This is a genomic window from Paenirhizobium cremeum (genome assembly GCF_022884085.1).
Classification (GTDB): Bacteria; Pseudomonadota; Alphaproteobacteria; order Rhizobiales; family Rhizobiaceae; genus Allorhizobium; species Allorhizobium cremeum.
Window position 1 is genome coordinate 523,129 of the sequence record NZ_JAGGCS010000001.1, and the last position, 18,494, is coordinate 541,622.

An 18,494-nucleotide genomic window follows, 5' to 3' on the forward strand; every position below is an offset into this window, starting at 1 on the left:
CAAAGAAGTGGCGCGTGAGCTTATATCGCTCCCTCCTCTGGCCGCTTTGAAAGGAATTACCATGACTGCCCGCCATACGAAGGTGTTGATCATCGGCTCAGGCCCGGCCGGATACACGGCTGCGATCTACGCCGCCCGTGCCATGCTGAAGCCGGTGCTGATCGCCGGCATGGAACAGGGCGGCCAGTTGATGATTACCACCGACGTGGAAAACTATCCCGGCTTCGCCGATCCGATCCAGGGCCCCTGGCTGATGGAGCAGATGCTGAAGCAGGCAAGCCATGTCGGCGCCGAGATCGTCAATGACCTGGTGACCGAGGTGGACGTCTCCCGCCGTCCCTTCACCGCCCGGACCGATTCGGGCGCGGTATGGACCGCCGACACGCTCATCATCGCCACCGGCGCCAAGGCCAAGTGGCTCGGCATCGAGAGCGAGCAGCATTTCCAGGGCTTCGGCGTCTCCGCCTGCGCCACGTGCGACGGCTTCTTCTATCGCAACAAGGATGTCATCGTTGTCGGCGGCGGCAACTCGGCCGTGGAAGAGGCGCTCTATCTCTCCCACATCGCGAAATCCGTCACCGTCGTGCACCGCCGCGACAGCTTCCGCTCGGAAAAGATCCTGCAGGAGCGTCTATTCGCCAAGGACAATATCCGCGTTCTCTGGAACACCGAGGTTGCCGAAATCACCGGCGCGCCGGCAAAGCCCCCGATGCCACCGTCGGTCAGCGGCGTGAAGCTGCGCGACACGCTGACGGGAGCGGTCACAGAACTGCCGATCGACGGCGTCTTCGTGGCGATCGGTCACGCACCGGCCGTCGAACTGTTCAAGGGCAAGCTGAAGCTCAAGTCGAACGGCTATCTCTGGACGGCTCCCGACAGCACGGCCACGGATGTGCCGGGTGTCTTTGCCGCCGGCGACGTCACTGACGACATCTACAGGCAGGCAATCACCGCAGCCGGCATGGGCTGCATGGCCGCGCTCGAGGCCGAGCGCTTCCTGGGCGCCCAGCCGGTACAGGCCGAAGCCGCGGAGTGATGGTCATGAGAGGGGGCAGCATGCCGTTGGACTGGGACAAGTTGCGCATTTTTCATGCGGCTGCAGAAGCTGGGTCGTTTACCCATGCGGCCGACAAACTGCATCTTTCCCAGTCGGCGATCAGCCGCCAGGTCAGCGCGCTGGAACAGGATATCGGCGTCAAGCTGTTCCATCGCCATGCGCGCGGCCTTATCCTCACCGAGCAGGGCGAATTGCTCTATCGCACCGCCCATGACGTGCTGCTGAAGCTCGAAACGGTCAAGATGCAGCTTACCGAGACGACGGAAAAGCCAAGCGGCAAGCTCCGCGTGACGACGACCGTTGGCCTTGGCCAGGGCTGGCTCACGGACAAGGTCCAGGAATTCCTGCAGCTTTACCCGGACATGTCGATCCAGCTTATCCTCGACAACGAGGAGCTGGACGTGAACATGCGCCATGCCGACTGCGCCATTCGCCTGCGCCAGCCGCAGCAATCGGACCTCATCCAGCGCAAGCTCTTCACGGTGCACATGCATGTTTATGCGGCACCATCCTACATCAACCGCTATGGCGAACCGCAATCGATCGAGGATCTCGACAACCACCGCATCATCACCTTCGGCGAGCCGGCTCCTGGTTATCTCCTGGATGTGAACTGGCTGGAGGTGGCGGGCCGCACCTCGGACAATCCGCGAATCCCGCATCTTCAGATCAACAGCCTGACCTCGATCAAGCGCGCCTGCCTGCTGGGAATCGGCATAGCCATGCTGCCCGACTACATCGTGGGACGGGATCCGGGCCTCCTGCAGCTCGTGACCAACGCCGACGTCCCCTCCTTCGACACCTATTTCTGCTATCCGGACGAAATGAAGAACGCCGCAAAGCTGAAGGCCTTCCGCGATTTCATTGTCGCAAAGGCCAGAAATTGGAACTTTTAAGCAGCTTTTACGGGTAGAAAGGGCAGGCCTGCACATTGCGCATGCCTGACATGCATAAAAAAGCATTGTTCGCTGCACAAAAAACCACCATATCGCACACAGCTGATGCACATGGTGGCTTTCCTCCCAGTTCCACCGCAGCAGCTGTTCCCCTCTGGAGGTTTTTGACCTTCACACTTCAAAGGGCCCTGGAGCAATCCGGCGGCCCTCTTTTTTTGTCCGGAGAGCACCGCAAGGGAGAAGCAACGCGGAAAGGATCGGTAACCGTATCCTCAATGCGTCGGTTTCGGGAACGAGTTGACATCCGTTTGAATTGACGCTCCGTTTTCATGGCCTATTTGAAACGCACGAACGGAATCGGAACAACGGTATATGGATCTTCACGAGGGCCTCAAAGCGCTTGCACATCCGACGAGGATCGAAATGCTGGTGTGGATGAAGCAACCCGAAGTCCATTTCCCCGACCAGTCTCAGTCCTTTGATATGGGGGTCAGCGCGGGACAGTTTGAACGCTGCGGCCTCTCGCAATCGACAGTCTCCGCCCACCTCGCGACCCTGCAGAGAGCGGGCCTTGTTATCTCCACCCGTATCGGCCAGTGGGTATTCTATCGCCGCAACGAAGAGGCGATCGGCAAGCTCCTCGATACCTTGAACACGACGATCTGAGACACCAGATCTAAGATCCCAATGCTGCTCCTCCCACCCGCCATTGGATAATCTGGAAATTTAGAGAGGTTTCATGCCTAGCCTTTTTGATCCGGTCACACTCGGCCGCACCACGCTTTCCAATCGCATCGCGATGGCACCGCTGACCCGCAACCGCTCGCCGGGAGCCGTTCCGAACGATCTCAACGTCACCTATTACGAACAGCGCGCTTCGGCGGGTCTCATCATCACCGAGGGCACGCCGATCACCCAGCAGGGCCAGGGCTATGCCCAGGTGCCCGGTCTCTACCTCCCGGAAGCCGTCGAAGGCTGGAAGCGCGTGACCGCCGCGGTGCATTCCGCCGGCGGCAAGATCGCCGTCCAGCTCTGGCATGTCGGTCGTGTCTCCCACACGACGCTACAGCCCGGCGGCGCGGCGCCCGTCGCTCCTTCGGCCATCCGTGCGAAATCGAAGACCTACATCATCAACGATGACGGTACCGGCGCTTTCGTCGATACCTCGGAGCCTCGCGCTCTCGAACTTTCCGAAATCCCCGGCATTCTCGAGGATTATCGCCGTGCGGCCCGTGCGGCGGTCGAGGCCGGCTTCGACGCCGTCGAGATTCATGCCGCGAACGGCTACCTGATCGACCAGTTCCTGCGCGCGGACACCAACCACCGCACGGACGGCTATGGCGGCTCGATTGAAAACCGCACGCGCTTCGCGCTCGAAGTGGTCAAGACGATCGTCGACGAAATCGGCGCCGAGCGCACAGGCATCCGCATTTCTCCGGTCACCCCGGCAAACGATGCATCCGATCCGGATCCGCAGCCTCTCTTCAACCATCTGGTGGAAAAGCTCGCCGCCTATGACCTTGCCTTCATCCATGTGATCGAAGGTGCGACCGGCGGCCCGCGCGACAACCTGCCCTTCGACTGGGCTGGGTTGAAGGCCGCCTACCGCGCCAAGGGCGGCAAGGCCGTGTGGATCGTCAACAACGGCTATGACCGTGACATGGCGATCGAGGCGGTCGAATCCGGCCGTGCCGACATGGTGGCCTTCGGCAAGCTCTTCATCTCCAACCCGGACCTCGTTCGCCGGCTTAAGGAGAATGCACCGCTCAACGAAGCAGACCGCAACACCTTCTATGGCGGCGGCGCGGAAGGCTATACCAACTATCCGACGCTTGCACTTTCCGCTTGAGCGTTCCGCAAGACATGAATGCCCCGCCTGCGCGGGGCATTTTCTTCTGGTGAAGCCCGCCTATCTCAAGCTGCGAAAGGCCAGGCGCCCCGATATTCCGAACATCAGCGCGCCATTCGCGGGGTGCAGCGCCGCCACCAGTGGCATATCGACTTCCTGCCCCACCACGACCACAGCGATCTGCAAGAGATAACTCGTCGCCAGCAATGCCGTCAGCTCACGAACGGCAATCAGTCGAGGAGACACGAATGCCTGCGTCAGCATCGCAAGGATAGGCAGGACGATGACGCTGCCGACGATGCGATGCACATCCCAGTTAACCCCTCCACCGAAGATCGCCATGCCTGCGAGGTAGAACTGGCTACCGATACCCGCACTGGTGAGGATCGCCATGCCGGTGAAGACGAGGCTCGCGGGAGCGGACTTAACCTCTACCCCCACACTCATGCTGCCCTCCCTGCCGAGGAGATTGATATCGAGCCCGTCGGCCCGTCAGTTCGGGATGCCCCGCCTGTCCGCTCGGGAAGGCAGCCAAGGCTCGCAAGGGTGGCGGCAACGGCCTCGTCGATGGGAGTCTGCGGCTCTTCCCCGAGAAATTCGACAAGACGGCGATTGTCCATCGTCACCTCCTGCCTCCAGAGATAGCGCATTTCCAGGAGCTCACGAAAGAGCGGCGCGAAGGGGGAAGCAAGAGCAACCGCGAACCAGGGGAAACGCTTCACCTTGAGATCCGGCCGGCCCGTGACGCGGCGAATGGATTGCGCCAACTCCGTCCCGTCGCGATCCAGGAAACCCGCCATGTGAAAGCGTGCGAAGGTCGGCAATCGGTCGGCATGCTCCAGCAGCCGCACCATGGTCTCCGCGACATCCGGAAGATAGGCCCACTGGTGCCCGACGCCGGGGGATGACGGATTGGTGATCGAGGCAACCGGCACACCCGGTTTGATGACACCCTGCGCAAACCAGTTGTTGCCGGCTCCGGGACCGAAGAAATCACCCGCCCGCACGATCAGCACCGGAACGCCATCGGCGGCCGCAGCTTCCAGCCGGCGCTCGAGCTCGACCCGGATCCGCCCCTTGCGGGTCACCGGATGCTGGGGACTATCTTCGCGAACCAGCGGAAAACTGTCCGGCCCGAAATTATAGACCGTCCCCGGCATCAGGATACGGGCGCCGTGGCGTTTCGCGGCGGCAATCGTGCTGTCGATCATCGGCAGCACAAGCTTGCCCCAGTTGCGATAACCGGGCGGGTTGACGCCATGGACGATGAGGCCTGCGCCCTCGGCAGCCCCCATCACGTCGGGAGGGCTCATGGCATCTCCTTCTACCCACTCATATTGCGGCATCCTTGACTGCATCTCGGCCGCGCGCCGATGCATGGCTCGAACACGATAGCCCCGCTCCACGAGCTTTGCGGCGACCGCACCGCCGACGCCACCAGTGACGCCGAGAACCAGTACGACGGGAGGATGAATAACTGCTGTCTCTGTCATGGCCTGAACTCCTTCGTTTCGATGCAAGGAGTATCCGACACGTCAGAGATATACGAAATTGCCAGAATTTCTTTAATTGCTATACATTAATGCATGAGCACTGAATTGACCTGGGATTATTACCGGACCTTCCTCGCGGTTCTGCGCGAGGGATCGCTGTCCGCCGCCGCACGAGAACTCGGTCTGACACAGCCGACGGTCGGCCGTCATATCGACGCGCTGGAACAGGCCGGGGGCGGCCCTCTCTTCCTGCGCACACCGAAAGGCCTGCTGCCGACGGAAACCGCCCGGCAGATGCGTCCCCATGCCGAAGCCATGGCGGCGACGGCGGCGGCGCTGGAGCGAGCCGCCTCCGGGCGATCCGATGCGGTGACGGGCACCGTGCGTATCAGCGCCAGCGAAGTGATCGGCATAGAGGTGCTTCCGCCGATCCTGGCAGACCTGCATGAGGCCCATCCCGGTCTCGACATAGAACTGTCAGCATCCGACGAGGTCGAGGATCTGCTCAATCAGGCCGCCGACATTGCCATACGCATGGTCGAGCCCCAACAGGATGCCCTGCTCTCCCGCCGAGTAGGCCGCATTCCGCTCGGTTTCTACGCGCATCGCCGCTATCTCGAGCGGCATGGCGTACCAAAGTCGCTCACCGAACTCAGGCAGCACAGGCTGATCGGTTTCGACCGGAAGCTCGCCTATATCCGCGCGATTCTCGCCGAACGGCCTGATCTGGCCGACACGCATTTCTCCTTCCGCACCGATAGCAACATTGCCCAATTCGCGGCCATCCGGGCCGGTGCAGGCATCGGCATGTGTCAGGACGGGCTTGCGAAACGTTTTTCGGATCTCGTGCCGGTCCTGCCCGGTGCCTTGGGCCTGTCACTCGATACATATGTCGTGATGCACGAAAGCCTGAAGACCGCTCCGCGCTGCCGCGTCGCCTTCGATGCGCTGGTCCGGGGTTTGCTGGACTATATCGATCGATAGGAATGCAGGAATGACCGAACTGACACGCGCCGAACGGGACGCATCTGCGGGAACCGGCAGTCGGCCGACCGGGGGATTTGCGCCCCTCGTCCCGGAACTCGATGTCACGAGCATCGAGGCAAGCCTGAACTTCTGGTGCGATGGCCTCGGCTTTCGCATCGCCTATGACCGCCCGGCCGCCAGGTTTGCCTACCTCGAACGTCAGGGCGCCCAGATCATGCTCTGCCAGATCAACGGCAACTGGAAGACGGGAACGCTGGAGAGACCCTTCGGACGAGGCATCAACTTCCAGATCGCCACGGACGATCTCGAACCGATACTGGAAGCCTTGCGCAAACACGATTGGCCGCTCTTCGAAGATGTGAGCGAAAGCTGGTATCGAATTGGAGAGACTCACGAAAGCGGCTCGCGGGAATTCCTCGTGCAGGACCCCGACGGCTATCTGATCCGCTTTTCCCAATCGATCGGCACGCGCCCTGTCGGCTAGATGGAAGAATTCGCCTGATGGGGATCGACGATCTCGACCTCAGGGCGATCGCCGCCGTCGGAATACTCCTCGCGCCATTTGCCCTTTTCATCCTGATAGCTGATCTCGACGGGTTCGTCGCCGACCTGCTGCTCCTGCATGACGATACGGGCCGCCTCCAGCGCTTCGTCGTGACTGGCAAAGGTCTCGGAATAGACATCTCCGAGCTTATAGGCCCAGCCGCCGTCATGGGGAACGATCTCGTATACGATCTTGACCATTCTAGCCTCCTTCCAACCGGCTGCATTATCACACCAAGCGCCTGAAACATCAAATCGCCGCCGCACGAAGCGCGACGCCGTGCCGCAGGTAAGCGAAAGAGGCGCAAGGAAACCTGTACCCGCAGGCTTTCCAGGCCGGAACCTTTGCCCGCCATCGCCGTTCCCACTCAGGCGGTCCACACCAAGCTCAGTGGCTCGCCCCATTGTCAACAAGATGTAAGGCAAGAACGCTCGCCCAGGTCACCGGGGGGCAAACTCGGGAGCCAAACCTTGAAGAGATTGGACGTCATCGATGGCATGCGGGGTTATTTCCTTGTCTTCATGCTAATCAACCATCTGGTCTTCACGGGCGGGCTGTGGCTCGTTCAAATCAACCATCGCAATCTCGCATTCGTGGAGGATGCCCAGGGATTCGTATTTCTGTCCGGTCTGCTGACCGGCATGGTCTATGCGCGAAAGATGATGAAGGACGGTTATGCCGTCGGCCGTGACCGCGTCTGGTCCCGCGCGCTTGAACTCTATCGTTATGCCATGGGGGTGGTGCTTGCCATCCTCGTCCTGCAACTGGTGCTGCCCGGCGCAGCCGGCATATGGCAGAACTGGCTCGGCGGCACCCACCTCGACAATGTCGCAAGGCTCTCCGCGATCGGCGCCTTCCTCTTTCAGCCGACCTTCATGGATATCCTGCCGCAATACATCATCTATTTGGCCCTCTCCCCGATGGTCATCTGGCTCTGCATAAACGGACGCTGGGCTGCGGTTGCCATCGCCTCCCTGCTTATCTGGCTTGCCGGCCAGCTCGGTCTGCACAGGGCCCTGACCTATCCGCTCAATGAATGGCTGGCCGGCGCACCGGACAAGGAGGGCCTGCGCGCAAGCTTCAATCTGCTCGGCTGGCAGATCGTCTTTTTCGCAGGTGTGGTCGCCGGCAGCCTCACCTCGATGAAGCGCATCGACTGGAAGCAGGTCTTCAATCCCGAAGACACTTTCCTGGCGAAGATGGCGCTGGCGGTTTGCCTGTTTTTCCTGCCGCTGCGAATCCTCACGGCTCACGAACTGATGCCCGGCGTCGTGCTGGAGAAATTCGGCATGATGGAGGTGCGCGCCGATTTCGGCCTCGTCTACCTGGTGAACTTCGCCGCCGCAGCATACGGGCTGTCGTGGTTGCTGATCGCAGGTCCTCGCCACGTCAACCCCATCGTTCGCAAGATCGCATCCGTGCTGACGGGCGTGTTCTCGCTGAGCTATCTGCAGCTCCTCGGCCGTCATTCATTGCAGATCTACGTCTGGCACGTCCTGATCGCCTATCTCGTCTTCTATGTCGACGGCCGCGTGGGCGAACTCTCGCAGTTGACCAAGACGATCGTTGCAATCGGATCGCTGGCTCTTCTGAGCCTCCCGGCCATCTATCGCGAACGGGAAAAGCTGTTCGGCGTCCCGGCCACCCAACCGGCCAGGTGATCGCCAGCCGGCCGGTCAGGCTGACCACAGAAACAAAAGGGCGGAACCCGAAGGTTCCGCCCTTTCTTTTCAAGGAAAGACGATTGAAGGCTTACTTGCAGGCCGCGCAGAAACGCTGGATGCGCTTGCAGGCTTCCTCGAGCAGTTCCTCCGAAGTCGCGTAGGAAATGCGGAAGTTCGGGCCGAGACCGAAAGCCGAGCCATGCACGACGGCAACGCCCTCGGCCTCCAACAGTTCGGACACGAAGTCCTCGTCGGTTTCGATCACCTTGCCCGACGGCGCTGTCTTGCCGATCAGGCCGGCGCAGGACGGGTAGACGTAGAAGGCGCCTTCCGGCTTCGGGCACTTGATGCCGGTCGCCTGGTTGAGCATCGACACGACGAGGTCGCGACGGGCTTCGAAGATGGCCTTGTTCTTCGCAACGAAATCCTGCGGACCGTTGAGAGCTTCGACGGCGGCCCACTGGGCGATCGAGGAAGCACCCGAGGTCTGCTGGCCCTGGATCATGTCCATCGCCTTGATGAGCTGGAGCGGTCCGGCAGCATAACCGATACGCCAACCGGTCATCGCATAGGCCTTCGATACGCCGTTCATGGTCAGCGTGCGGTCATAGAGTTTCGGCTCGACCTCAACCGGGGTCGCGAACTTGAAATCGCCGAAGGTCAGGTGCTCATACATGTCGTCGGTCAGGATCCAGACATGCGGATGCCTGAGCAGAACGTCGGTCAGTGCCTTCAGTTCGTCCGCGCTATAGGCGGCACCGGTCGGGTTCGACGGCGAGTTGAAGACGAACCACTTGGTCTTCGGCGTGATGACGCTTTCGAGTTCTTCAGCCGTCAGCTTGAAGTTGTTTTCCTGCTTCGTCGAAACGAAGACCGGGGTACCGCCGCAAAGCGCCACCATCTCCGGGTAGGAAACCCAGTAGGGCGCCGGAATGACGACTTCATCGCCCGGGTTAAGCGTTGCCATGAAGGCGTTGAAAAGAATCTGCTTGCCGCCGGTGCCGACGATCGTCTGCTGCCAGTCGTAGTCAAGCCCGTTCTCGCGCTTGAACTTCGCCGCAATCGCCTTGCGCAGTTCCGGAATGCCCGAAACCGGCGTGTATTTCGTTTCGCCGCGATTGATCGCGTCGATAGCGGCCTTCTTGACGTTATCGGGGGTATCGAAGTCCGGTTCACCTGCACCGAGGCCAATGACGTCACGTCCCTTTGCCTTCAGGTCGCGTGCTTTCTGCGAGACTGCGATAGTTGCGGAAGGCTTTACACGGGAAAGAGCGTCGGCGAGAAATGCCATTGTGATTGTCCTGAAGCTGTTGAACGAAGGAACCTCGATCGGCCAAGGCCCCAGGTTCAAGTTCTATGGCGAAAGAGTCGCTGCGTTTCAAGCGGAAAGCGGCCCGCACGGCACAAACCGCGACGTTTTCGCTTTTTAAGATTTTCTTAATATTCAGGTAAGTCTTGCAGGGTAGAATTCGCACCCACCGAGGGTTGAGAAGGAGAGCGGAAGGAAGAATGGGCCAGACCAGCATCTACAGCCGTCTCGTGCATATGACGGGCGCATGGTCGACCGCCTACGGCCCCTTCGTGCTGCGCTCGGCGCTGCAACCGATTTTCCGGCGCATTTCCGACGATGTTCTCGACGTCTATGCCTTCCAGGGCCTCGTGCGCGCCGAACGCAACGAGGAACCCTATCCGCCGTCGCAATTCTTTCCCCTCGTCGAGCCACAGGATCTGGCATCCGTCGACAGCCTGCTCAGAAGCATCCATATCCTCAACGTCGGAAGCCTCAACCGCGCCCGTTCCGGTGTTTTTGTCAGCTTCCAGCCGCAACTCTATATCGAGCCGGCGGCGATGCGCCTGGAACTCGACCGCATACGCCTTGCCGGCCACGAGGTGGCGCTGCAACCCGACAGGATCGTCTGCGACATCAACGCCAACGCCGGCGAGAGCAGGCTGATCGCCAACGCCATCCGTCAGTTGCGGCAGGCCGGCTTCCGCATCTCCATTTCCAACTACGAAGCGAGCGAAACCAGCGTAGAGGTCGTTCGCCGGCACAAGCCCGACTTCGTGCGCTTCGATGGCGATTGGGTGCGCGACTACATGCACAATACGGCCGGCTTCGCGCTTCTGAAGGTCATTGTCCGACAATTGAGGGACGACGGCATCGACCCCATCTTCGAGAGGCTGGAGGAAGGTTGGCAGGTCGAGCTCTGCTCCGATCTCGGCGTTACGCTTCTTCAAGGCTATGCCCTCGCCCGTCCCGAACTGGCGCCCACCAATTTCAACGAAATGTTTCCCGAAGCATCCTTTTCCCCGACTGCGGATGATGCGCCATCCGCCGGTGGAACACAGCCATGGCGCGCCACGGGCGCGCGACCGGCCGCCGCCCAACCCAATCCCACCCGCCCCGGACGCGTCTTCGGAAAGCGGGGCAGCACCTCCTGAGCCTGCCGGCGCAAGGTCTAAAGCGATCCCGCCCGACCCGTCGCAGACCGAGCCGCCTTCGACCGATGCGGCCGAAAGCCGAAAAATCACGATATCGCCACGATAAATGCCGCACCAAGCCGCAATTCGGTCGCCGAGAAGTCCACAACCCCGGCTTTCATCTCCCCATTGAGCATTATTCGGTTTCAAGGGGATCATCATGTTTCTGGACGAGGACAAGATCGTCGCGCCCGCATTCCTGCAACGTATTCTCGATCGCACGCTCGTGGCGGCAGCCGGCCTCCTCGCCTGCATCGCCATGCTGATCGGCCTTGCCGTCACCGCGCATGCCGAGACCGGGCCGCAAAAAACCGGTTCGCCCGCGCTGGTTCGCCCGAACGACATGAACATGGGCAGCCTGCTCTTTCCCGCCAGGGAACCGGGATTTTTCGTGGAGGCGCCGCGCCTGAAGACCGATGTGGCGATCGACGTCACCGGTCCGATCGCCCGCGTCAAGGTCACGCAACGCTTCGAGAACCCGTCCAAGGGCTGGGTGGAGGGAACCTACGTCTTCCCGCTGCCGGAAAATTCCGCCGTGGACGAGCTCCGCATGCAGATCGGCACCCGCTTCATCGAAGGACAGATCAAGCCGCGCGAGGAAGCACGCGAGATCTACGAAAAGGCGAAGGAGGAAGGCAAGAAGGCTGCTCTCCTCGAACAGCAGCGCCCGAACATCTTCACCAATCAGGTCGCCAATATTGGCCCCGGCGAAACCATTGTCGTGCAGATCGAGTATCAGCAGAGCATACGCCAGTCGGGCGGCGAATTCTCGCTGCGTTTCCCCATGGTCGTCGCCCCGCGCTACAACCCGCAGCCGATCGTCGAAACCGTCGAATTCAACGGCAATGTCGGCTTTGCCATGCCGCAGGACCCGGTCGAGAACCGTGAAAAGATCGAGGCGCCCGTCCTCGACCCGCGCGAGAACGCCAAAATCAATCCCGTCGCGCTAACGGTCGACCTGAAGGCGGGTTTCGCGCTCGGCGAGATACGGTCGCCGTTCCACCAGATCGACGTTACGGAAGACGGCAGGGAGCATCGCCGCATCGCGCTGAAAACCGAAACCGTCCCGGCCGACCGTGATTTCGAGCTGACCTGGAAAGCGGAAGCCGGCAAGACGCCCAATGCCGGTCTCTTCCGTCAGGTGGTGGACGGCAGGACCTACCTGCTTGCCTTCGTCACGCCGCCGGCTGCACCTGACCCCGGGACATCGAAGCAGGATCGCGAAGTCGTTTTCGTGATCGACAATTCCGGCTCCATGTCAGGCCCCTCGATCGAGCAGGCACGGCAGGCCCTGGCGCTGGCGATCTCGACCTTGAAGGCCGCCGACCGCTTCAACGTCATCCGCTTCGACGACACGATGACGGATCTCTTCGGCGGCCTCGTGCCCGCCAGCCCCGACAATCGGGAGAAGGCCATTGCCTATGTCCGCGGCCTGAACGCCGAAGGCGGAACGGAAATGCTGCCGGCCCTTCAGAGGGCCCTGCGCAATCAGGGTCCGCGCTCGTCCGGAGCCCTTCGGCAGGTGGTCTTCCTGACCGACGGCGCCATAGGCAACGAGCAGCAGCTCTTCAACGAAATCGCCGCCGGTCGGGGCGATGCCCGCGTCTTCACCGTCGGCATCGGTTCGGCACCGAACTCCTATCTCATGACCCGTGCGGCGGAGATCGGCCGCGGCACCTTCACCCATATCGGCTCGGAACAGCAGGTGGCCGAACGCATGGGCGAGCTTTTCTCCAAGCTTGAAAATCCCGTCATGACCGATATCGCCGCAACGTTTGACGGCGCGGAAGCCGAGGACATCACCCCCGATCCGATGCCGGACCTTTATGCCGGCGAACCGGTCGTGCTGACGGCCGAATTGAAGGGCGCCGCGCCGGCCGGCAAGCTGCAGATCGTCGGCAAGACCGGCGCCCAGCCCTGGCGCGTCGAGATGGATATTGCCGGTGCAGCCGAAGGAAACGGCATCGCCAAGCTCTGGGCGCGGCGCAAGATCGAGGATATCGAGGCCGGCGCCTCCCAGCGCAGCGACGCCGCGGCCGTCGACAAGGAGATCGAAGAGGTCGCGCTTGCCCATCATCTCGTCTCCCGCATGACCAGCCTCGTCGCTGTCGATGTCACGCCCTCCCGGCCTGCCGGGGAGGATCTCGGACAAGCCAAGCTGCCGCTGAACCTGCCGGCCGGATGGGATTTCGACAAGGTCTTCGGGCAGGACGAACGCCAGCGCGTCGGCGACCCTGCCAACGGCCGTCCGCTGAACCCCGCCATATGGGAAAAGTCCGAGGCGGCGGAGATGGAAATGCTCGCAGCCCCGACGCCGGCCGCCGCCAAGCTCGTCGCGCAGTCGGCGGCACAGGTCGCCCTGCCCCAGACAGCCACGCTCGCCGACCGGCACATTCTGATCGGATTGCTGATGCTTCTCTTTGCCGCCATGGCCACCGCGACGCTGGCACTATGGCGCAGGGGCATCAGGGACCTGATGCAGAGCATGGCGCGACGCCATGACACCTGAACCCGAGCGCAAACGGGGCGGGCCGTCGCTCTGGCGGCTACTCGGCCCCTTCGAAAGAACGCTGCTCCTCGCGATCGGCATCGTCGCGACGGTCGGCCTTGCCCTCATCGCCGATGGCGCATGGATCAAGGCCAAGGCCTCGGTGGCGCAGATCCTGCTGGAACGCAGTTTCGCCGCAGCCACAAGAGGAGCGACCGAGGCCCGTCCGTGGCCCTGGGCGGATTTCGAGACCGAGGCGAGGATCACGGCTCCGCGCATCGCCCGTTCGGCCATCGTGCTGCGAGGCGCCAGCGGCGAAGCCCTCGCCTTCGGTCCCGCGCTTTTGAGCGGCACGCCCCTGCCCGGCGAGGAAGGCACCGCCGTGATTGCCGCCCACCGGGACACCCACTTCTCCTGGCTGAAGGACGTCCGCCGCGGCGACAGGCTCGAGGTCGTGCGCAGGGACGGCAGGCGGCTGGTCTTCATCGCCGGGGACGCCCGCGTTGTCCGCTGGGATCAGAACGGTATCGATCCCCATGCGCTCGGGCGAAATCTCGTCCTCTCCACCTGTTGGCCGTTCGACGCCAACAGCCCCGGCCCGCTCCGTTATATCCTGGAGGCACGACTGGAGGACAATGCCGAGAGCATCGGCCAATAGGCAGAAATCCTGTCCGCCCCCGCTCCTGCTCTCGTCTCTTCACATTTGCGCCAGATGCCCCCGTCTCGCCGATAAACGAATGGAAAAATGAGTAGCCGGGGTTGCTCCGGCGGCATCCCGTCCCAAGATAGTCTGAAAGGGATGGGCGAGCCGGATTCCGGCTCAGGCCAACCCGAACCGGGAGAGACAACGGGAGAGAGCCATGCCTTTCGCCATTCGTCACGGCCTGCCGTCCCTGGCGGGCAGCGCAGCCGTCGTAACAGCATTCCTTATGGCCGGATTGTCCTTCGTGTCGGCGGCGGATCGCTATCCCGCCGGGAATTTTGAGGTCGAGGTGTCGGAGATCGCCTCCGGCCTCGAACACCCCTGGTCCGTCGAGGTCCTGCCGGATGGCGCCTACATCGTGACGGAGCGTCCCGGAAAAATGCGCATCGTCAGGAACGGCAGGACAGGCCCGCCGGTCGAGGGCCTGCCCAGGATCTTCGTCGGCGGCCAGGGGGGCCTGCTCGACATCGCGCTGTCGCCGGATTTCGCCGTAAGCCGCAAGCTCTATTTCACCGCCTCCATCCCCGGTCCGGGAGGTCAGGGAACCGCCCTCTTCTCCGCCAGCCTCGGCAAGGACGAACGCAGGCTCGAAAACCTGAAACAGCTCTTCGCCATGAACCGCTTCACCGGCACGGGTCAGCATTTCGGTTCGCGCATCGCCATCGCAAAGGACGGCAACCTCTTCTTCGGCATTGGAGAGCGCGGCGAGATGGACCGCGCGCAGGACCCGAACGATCATGCGGGCTCCATCCTTCACATCACCCCGGATGGGCGCCCGGCGCCCGGCAATCCGTTTGCCGACAACGGCAAGGGTCTTCCCGAGATATGGTCGAAGGGCCATCGCAACCCGCAGGGCATCGTCATCGATCCGGCGGATGGCACGCTCTATACGGTCGAGCACGGCGCCCGGGGCGGCGACGAGATCAATGCGCCGAAAGCCGGCCACAACTATGGCTGGCCCGTCATATCCTTCGGCAAGCACTATTCCGGTGCGGAGATCGGGGTAGGCCAGGCAGCCGAGGGCTATGACCAGCCCCTCTATTACTGGGACCCTTCCATCGCCCCCGGCGCAATCGATATCTATCGCGGCGCGATGTTTCCCGAATGGGAAGGCGATTTCCTGGTGGCGGCGCTGAAATACCAGTTGCTCGCCCGGATCGAACGGCAGGACAGCGGCGCAGTCGATGGCGAGGAGCGGCTCTTCCAGGGCGAATACGGGCGCGTTCGGGACGTGAAGGTCGCGCCGGACGGATCCATCCTTCTTCTCACCGACGAGGAAGACGGAAAGCTCCTGCGCGTCACGCGAGCCCCCTGACGCCTTTCTGTCGAACGGGAACATCGACCGTCAGCGGTCGCAGTTCCCGCCTCGGCGCGCTTTCCCTCCGCTGCATCCTTTCCTCTCCAGGATGCCTCCGGCGGCGGTTTAACTGGGTTGTGCACCGGTATTTCCGGTCAAACCAATGGTCGAATTGCTGCCGGAACCGGCCCGCCTCAGCCCCGTTGGGACGTGATTTCATCCTTATTGTGAAAAAAGTTCATGCCGCGAGTTTGGGCAATTTGAACAGGCTTTTTTGCCGAAATGCATCGCCTGCAATGCAATTTGTACCTGTATTGGGCACGAATCGCACTGGAGGCCCGCGACTGCCTAAAGATTGCCTTTACAGAATCTTTATCGCGGGCAGAGGGTTAGAAAACTTTCGCTTGCCAATTCTTAATAAACCAAGCACTCTTCGCCCGTTCGGGCATTTTGGCGAGCATGGGAAGAGCAGAAAATAATAAGATGCGTGCGGGGACGCAAAAATCCCCGGCAGTGTGCTCCGGAGGCGAAGGGACAATAGCCTTTGGATCGGATGCTGCGGCAAGACAAAGCCGCTTTCCCCCCATTTCACGAAGTGCCGCAACACCCTGACGGGTAACATCGTAATGCTGCCCTGCCGACACCGGGCAGAGAGAAAAGGACCTGACGCATGGCCGAGACTGGCACTGTAAAATTCTTCAATACCGACAAGGGCTTCGGTTTCATTAAGCCCGATAATGGCGGCGCTGACATTTTCGTACATATTTCCGCTGTTCAGGCTTCCGGACTTTCGGGTCTCTCCGAAAACCAGAAGGTAAGCTTCGACACGGAACCGGACCGCCGCGGCAAGGGTCCGAAGGCAGTGAACCTGCAGATCGCAGGCTGACGCTTCGGAATTGCTTTGGCACTCGCGTTGCGGCCCGGCATGATTGCCGGGTTTTTTCGTTCAGGTTCGGTTCACCCACCGGCCTCTATCCTGCCTTCATCGCTCGTTAACAAAGAGCGATGAGAGAATTCAGGCCACGGAAGGCAACGCCATGATGAAGTTCGCTAAATATACCCTGCTTTCGGCAGCGATTGCAGTTGCACCTTTTGTTGCTTCGACATCGGCCATGGCAGACGATTATTACTATCGCCGTCATCATCACAACGGCGATGCCGTCGCGCTTGGCGCCCTCGGGCTTGCCACCGGCGTCATCGTCGGATCGGCAATCGCCAGCCAGCCGCGCACCGTCTACGTCGAACCGGATCCGGTCTATGTCGAGCCTGAGCCGGTCTATGTCCGTCCCGCTCCGGCTTATGTCCGCCCTGCTCCCGCCTATGTCGAAGACTATCCGCCGGCACCGCGGCGGGTCTACAACGCAGGGGTCGAACCGTGGACCCCGGAATGGTACGACTACTGCTCCGCCCGCTATCGCAGCTTCAATGCCCGGACCGGCACTTATGTCGGCTATGACGGCCGCTCGCATTTCTGCACTTCGGGCTGAACCTGAACACGCCGAAGCCTTCGGGCGCTCGCTCGCGCGCTTCGGTTTTCGAATGTAACCCATTGTCGTCATACTCTGATGCGCCGGCCTCGTGTCGGCGCATTTTCGTTGCAGCCTCAGATCCCGCGCAGGAAGGGATTGCCGCGGCGCTCGTCGCCGATACGACCGCCCGGTCCATGGCCGCAGATGAAACCGACATCGTCTCCGAGCGGTAGGACCTTGTCCCGGATCGAATTCAGCAGCGTCTGGTGGTCTCCGCCGGGCAAATCGGTGCGCCCGATGGAACCGTTGAAGAGCACATCGCCGACATGGGCGAAATTCTGTGCCCGGTTGAAATAGACCACATGTCCCGGCGCATGGCCTGGGCAGTGGAAGACCTCGAATTCATGCTCGCCGAAGGAAACGCGGTCCCCCTCCTCCAGCCAGCGATCCGGCGTGACGTTGCGAACGGTCATCGGCACGTTGAACATTTTCGCCTGCTGCTCGATGTTCTGAAGCAGCGGCAAATCGTCCTTGTGCGGCCCGACGATCTCAAGCCCGAGCGCTTCCTTCAGTTCCTCGGCGCCGCCGGCGTGGTCGATATGGCCATGGGTCAACCAGATCTCCTTGAGCGTGATGCCGTTTTCCCGAAGCGTCTGCAGGATGACATCGACATCGCCGCCGGGATCGACGATCACACCCTCATGGGTGTCCGTATCGAAAAGAATCGTACAGTTCTGCTGGAATGGCGTCACCGGAATGATACCGGCCTGCAACTGTCCCATGGCGTCTTCTCCCTGTCCGGTATCGCGCAGGCGGCGAAATACCACGACCACGGACGAAACGGAAACCTGGAAGAGCGAGTTATTGTCCAAAGCCTGCGGAAACTGTGCGATCCCGGTAATTTCGTTGGAGTTTTTCCCCGTCTGCGCATAGTTTTGCCGCAAAACTGGTGCCCGGCTCGAACAGGCGCCGCCGAACTAGAAAAATGATCCGCCCGATGCCGAAGCCGAGGCTTGCCGGTCGCGGGCCGCATGAAAGGAAATGCACGCGTGGCACGACAGTCTGTGGGCAGGGCTGCCAGGAAGGAAATTCCCGAAATGCCGGTCGTCGACGACAAGACGATCGACTTCGAAACCATCGAGCTTTTGTTCTTCGCCTATCGCGACTTCGTGTCCGATCCGGATGCGATCCTGGCCAAGATCGGCTATGGCCGCGCCCATCACCGCGTCGTCTATTTCGTGAGCCGCCGCCCGGGCATGACGGTCGCCGATCTTCTCGGCATATTGCAGATCACCAAGCAGAGCCTCGCCCGTGTCCTGAAGGAATTGATCGATTCCGGCTACATCCGTCAGATGGCGGGCCCAGCCGACCGCCGCCAGCGGCGGCTCTATCCGACGCTGGCCGGGCGTGAACTGGCGCTTGCGCTCTCCGAGCCGCAATCCCAGCGCATCGCCCGCGCGCTCGAAGGCTTCACCCCGGAAATGCGGGAGGGCGTGCGCAAGTTTCTCGAAGGCATGAGCCGCTCCGGCGAGGACGATCAGGCGGCAACCGAGGGAGACGGATGAC

At 61.6% G+C, this 18,494-nt stretch carries 19 protein-coding genes; 14 read left to right on the forward strand and 5 right to left on the reverse strand.

The features are described from left to right. Positions 1–61: 61 nt before the first annotated feature. The 4 genes from trxB (at position 62) to J5N58_RS02495 (ending at position 3,802) form a co-directional block, all read left to right on the forward strand. A complete protein-coding gene (trxB, locus tag J5N58_RS02480) occupies positions 62–1,036 on the forward strand; it encodes a thioredoxin-disulfide reductase (protein ID WP_112831684.1) in 975 nt (324 codons plus the stop codon). A gap of 20 nt (positions 1,037–1,056) precedes the next feature. Next, positions 1,057–1,953, forward strand: coding sequence for a LysR family transcriptional regulator VtlR (locus tag J5N58_RS02485; RefSeq protein ID WP_112831686.1), 897 nt, complete (start codon positions 1,057–1,059; stop codon positions 1,951–1,953). Between the two features lie 372 nt (positions 1,954–2,325). Continuing rightward, positions 2,326–2,619, forward strand: a complete 294-nt coding sequence (locus tag J5N58_RS02490) for an ArsR/SmtB family transcription factor (protein ID WP_244709507.1) — start codon at positions 2,326–2,328, stop codon at positions 2,617–2,619. Positions 2,620–2,692: 73 nt separating this feature from the next. Then, on the forward strand, positions 2,693–3,802 hold the full coding sequence (locus tag J5N58_RS02495) for an alkene reductase (protein ID WP_113425013.1): 1,110 nt from the start codon (positions 2,693–2,695) through the stop codon (positions 3,800–3,802). 60 nt (positions 3,803–3,862) lie between these two features. On the opposite strand, the gene J5N58_RS02500 is transcribed toward J5N58_RS02495, so the two are convergent. After that, positions 3,863–4,249, reverse strand: a complete 387-nt coding sequence (locus J5N58_RS02500; protein ID WP_244709509.1) for a DUF6220 domain-containing protein — start codon at positions 4,247–4,249, stop codon at positions 3,863–3,865. After that, positions 4,246–5,295 (reverse strand): NAD-dependent epimerase/dehydratase family protein, encoded by a 1,050-nt coding sequence (locus J5N58_RS02505; RefSeq protein WP_244709512.1) that lies wholly within the window; start codon positions 5,293–5,295, stop codon positions 4,246–4,248. Before J5N58_RS02505 ends, J5N58_RS02500 begins: the two co-directional genes overlap by 4 nt. Before the next feature lie 93 nt (positions 5,296–5,388). Between J5N58_RS02505 and J5N58_RS02510 the strand changes: the two genes are divergently transcribed. Further along, positions 5,389–6,279: a LysR family transcriptional regulator gene (locus tag J5N58_RS02510; RefSeq protein ID WP_244709514.1), complete on the forward strand. Its 891-nt coding sequence runs from the start codon at positions 5,389–5,391 to the stop codon at positions 6,277–6,279. A 10-nt stretch (positions 6,280–6,289) separates the two neighbouring features. Next, entirely contained in the window at positions 6,290–6,766 is a 477-nt protein-coding gene (locus J5N58_RS02515) for a bleomycin resistance protein (protein WP_113339153.1), read from the forward strand. Here the strand turns inward: J5N58_RS02515 and J5N58_RS02520 are convergent. Further along, positions 6,763–7,026: a DUF2188 domain-containing protein gene (locus tag J5N58_RS02520; RefSeq protein ID WP_112831700.1), complete on the reverse strand. Its 264-nt coding sequence runs from the start codon at positions 7,024–7,026 to the stop codon at positions 6,763–6,765. The two genes, J5N58_RS02515 and J5N58_RS02520, sit on opposite strands and share 4 nt — an antisense overlap. A gap of 270 nt (positions 7,027–7,296) precedes the next feature. On the opposite strand from J5N58_RS02520, the gene J5N58_RS02525 reads away from it, so the two are divergent. After that, positions 7,297–8,487, forward strand: coding sequence for an OpgC family protein (locus tag J5N58_RS02525; protein WP_113339154.1), 1,191 nt, complete (start codon positions 7,297–7,299; stop codon positions 8,485–8,487). A 91-nt stretch (positions 8,488–8,578) separates the two neighbouring features. Here the strand turns inward: J5N58_RS02525 and J5N58_RS02530 are convergent, their stop codons facing one another. Further along, the gene (locus J5N58_RS02530) at positions 8,579–9,781 is read right to left on the reverse strand and encodes a pyridoxal phosphate-dependent aminotransferase (protein WP_112831704.1); all 1,203 of its coding nucleotides are present in this window, start codon (positions 9,779–9,781) and stop codon (positions 8,579–8,581) included. A gap of 218 nt (positions 9,782–9,999) precedes the next feature. On the opposite strand from J5N58_RS02530, the gene J5N58_RS02535 reads away from it, so the two are divergent. The 6 genes from J5N58_RS02535 (at position 10,000) to J5N58_RS02560 (ending at position 16,946) form a co-directional block, all read left to right on the forward strand. Beyond that, the gene (locus tag J5N58_RS02535) at positions 10,000–10,932 is read left to right on the forward strand and encodes an EAL domain-containing protein (protein ID WP_113339155.1); all 933 of its coding nucleotides are present in this window, start codon (positions 10,000–10,002) and stop codon (positions 10,930–10,932) included. Positions 10,933–11,131: 199 nt separating this feature from the next. After that, positions 11,132–13,480: a marine proteobacterial sortase target protein gene (locus tag J5N58_RS02540; RefSeq protein ID WP_244709516.1), complete on the forward strand. Its 2,349-nt coding sequence runs from the start codon at positions 11,132–11,134 to the stop codon at positions 13,478–13,480. After that, positions 13,470–14,117 (forward strand): class GN sortase, encoded by a 648-nt coding sequence (locus J5N58_RS02545; RefSeq protein ID WP_113467381.1) that lies wholly within the window; start codon positions 13,470–13,472, stop codon positions 14,115–14,117. The genes J5N58_RS02540 and J5N58_RS02545 overlap by 11 nt, the downstream gene beginning before the upstream one ends. A 202-nt stretch (positions 14,118–14,319) precedes the next feature. Further along, entirely contained in the window at positions 14,320–15,477 is a 1,158-nt protein-coding gene (locus J5N58_RS02550) for a PQQ-dependent sugar dehydrogenase (RefSeq protein ID WP_425314442.1), read from the forward strand. A gap of 652 nt (positions 15,478–16,129) precedes the next feature. Then, on the forward strand, positions 16,130–16,345 hold the full coding sequence (locus J5N58_RS02555) for a cold-shock protein (protein WP_003494703.1): 216 nt from the start codon (positions 16,130–16,132) through the stop codon (positions 16,343–16,345). Between the two features lie 151 nt (positions 16,346–16,496). Beyond that, positions 16,497–16,946 carry a BA14K family protein gene (locus tag J5N58_RS02560; RefSeq protein ID WP_113339158.1) on the forward strand — a complete coding sequence of 150 codons (450 nt, stop codon included), beginning with the start codon at positions 16,497–16,499 and terminating at the stop codon, positions 16,944–16,946. Positions 16,947–17,062: 116 nt separating this feature from the next. Here J5N58_RS02560 and J5N58_RS02565 read toward each other — a convergent pair whose 3' ends face one another. Beyond that, a complete protein-coding gene (locus J5N58_RS02565) occupies positions 17,063–17,710 on the reverse strand; it encodes an MBL fold metallo-hydrolase (protein WP_113442802.1) in 648 nt (215 codons plus the stop codon). Positions 17,711–17,959: 249 nt separating this feature from the next. On the opposite strand from J5N58_RS02565, the gene J5N58_RS02570 reads away from it, so the two are divergent. Then, the gene (locus tag J5N58_RS02570) at positions 17,960–18,493 is read left to right on the forward strand and encodes a MarR family winged helix-turn-helix transcriptional regulator (RefSeq protein WP_162757244.1); all 534 of its coding nucleotides are present in this window, start codon (positions 17,960–17,962) and stop codon (positions 18,491–18,493) included. Position 18,494: the final 1 nt, after the last annotated feature.

Excerpts from the sequence above, each read along its gene's own strand:
- J5N58_RS02535 (WP_113339155.1), top strand. The coding sequence starts at position 10,000 with ATGGGCCAGACCAGCATCTACAGCCGTCTCGTGCATATGACGGGCGCA.
- J5N58_RS02570 (WP_162757244.1), top strand. The coding sequence starts at position 17,960 with ATGAAAGGAAATGCACGCGTGGCACGACAGTCTGTGGGCAGGGCTGCC.
- J5N58_RS02505 (WP_244709512.1), bottom strand. The coding sequence starts at position 5,295 with ATGACAGAGACAGCAGTTATTCATCCTCCCGTCGTACTGGTTCTCGGC.
- J5N58_RS02485 (WP_112831686.1), top strand. The coding sequence starts at position 1,057 with ATGCCGTTGGACTGGGACAAGTTGCGCATTTTTCATGCGGCTGCAGAA.
- J5N58_RS02555 (WP_003494703.1), top strand. The coding sequence starts at position 16,130 with ATGGCCGAGACTGGCACTGTAAAATTCTTCAATACCGACAAGGGCTTC.
- J5N58_RS02565 (WP_113442802.1), bottom strand. The coding sequence starts at position 17,710 with ATGGGACAGTTGCAGGCCGGTATCATTCCGGTGACGCCATTCCAGCAG.
- J5N58_RS02550 (WP_425314442.1), top strand. The coding sequence starts at position 14,320 with ATGCCTTTCGCCATTCGTCACGGCCTGCCGTCCCTGGCGGGCAGCGCA.
- J5N58_RS02500 (WP_244709509.1), bottom strand. The coding sequence starts at position 4,249 with ATGAGTGTGGGGGTAGAGGTTAAGTCCGCTCCCGCGAGCCTCGTCTTC.
- J5N58_RS02515 (WP_113339153.1), top strand. The coding sequence starts at position 6,290 with ATGACCGAACTGACACGCGCCGAACGGGACGCATCTGCGGGAACCGGC.
- J5N58_RS02490 (WP_244709507.1), top strand. The coding sequence starts at position 2,326 with ATGGATCTTCACGAGGGCCTCAAAGCGCTTGCACATCCGACGAGGATC.
- J5N58_RS02545 (WP_113467381.1), top strand. The coding sequence starts at position 13,470 with ATGACACCTGAACCCGAGCGCAAACGGGGCGGGCCGTCGCTCTGGCGG.
- J5N58_RS02560 (WP_113339158.1), top strand. The coding sequence starts at position 16,497 with ATGATGAAGTTCGCTAAATATACCCTGCTTTCGGCAGCGATTGCAGTT.
- J5N58_RS02530 (WP_112831704.1), bottom strand. The coding sequence starts at position 9,781 with ATGGCATTTCTCGCCGACGCTCTTTCCCGTGTAAAGCCTTCCGCAACT.
- J5N58_RS02495 (WP_113425013.1), top strand. The coding sequence starts at position 2,693 with ATGCCTAGCCTTTTTGATCCGGTCACACTCGGCCGCACCACGCTTTCC.
- trxB (WP_112831684.1), top strand. The coding sequence starts at position 62 with ATGACTGCCCGCCATACGAAGGTGTTGATCATCGGCTCAGGCCCGGCC.
- J5N58_RS02510 (WP_244709514.1), top strand. The coding sequence starts at position 5,389 with ATGAGCACTGAATTGACCTGGGATTATTACCGGACCTTCCTCGCGGTT.
- J5N58_RS02540 (WP_244709516.1), top strand. The coding sequence starts at position 11,132 with ATGTTTCTGGACGAGGACAAGATCGTCGCGCCCGCATTCCTGCAACGT.
- J5N58_RS02520 (WP_112831700.1), bottom strand. The coding sequence starts at position 7,026 with ATGGTCAAGATCGTATACGAGATCGTTCCCCATGACGGCGGCTGGGCC.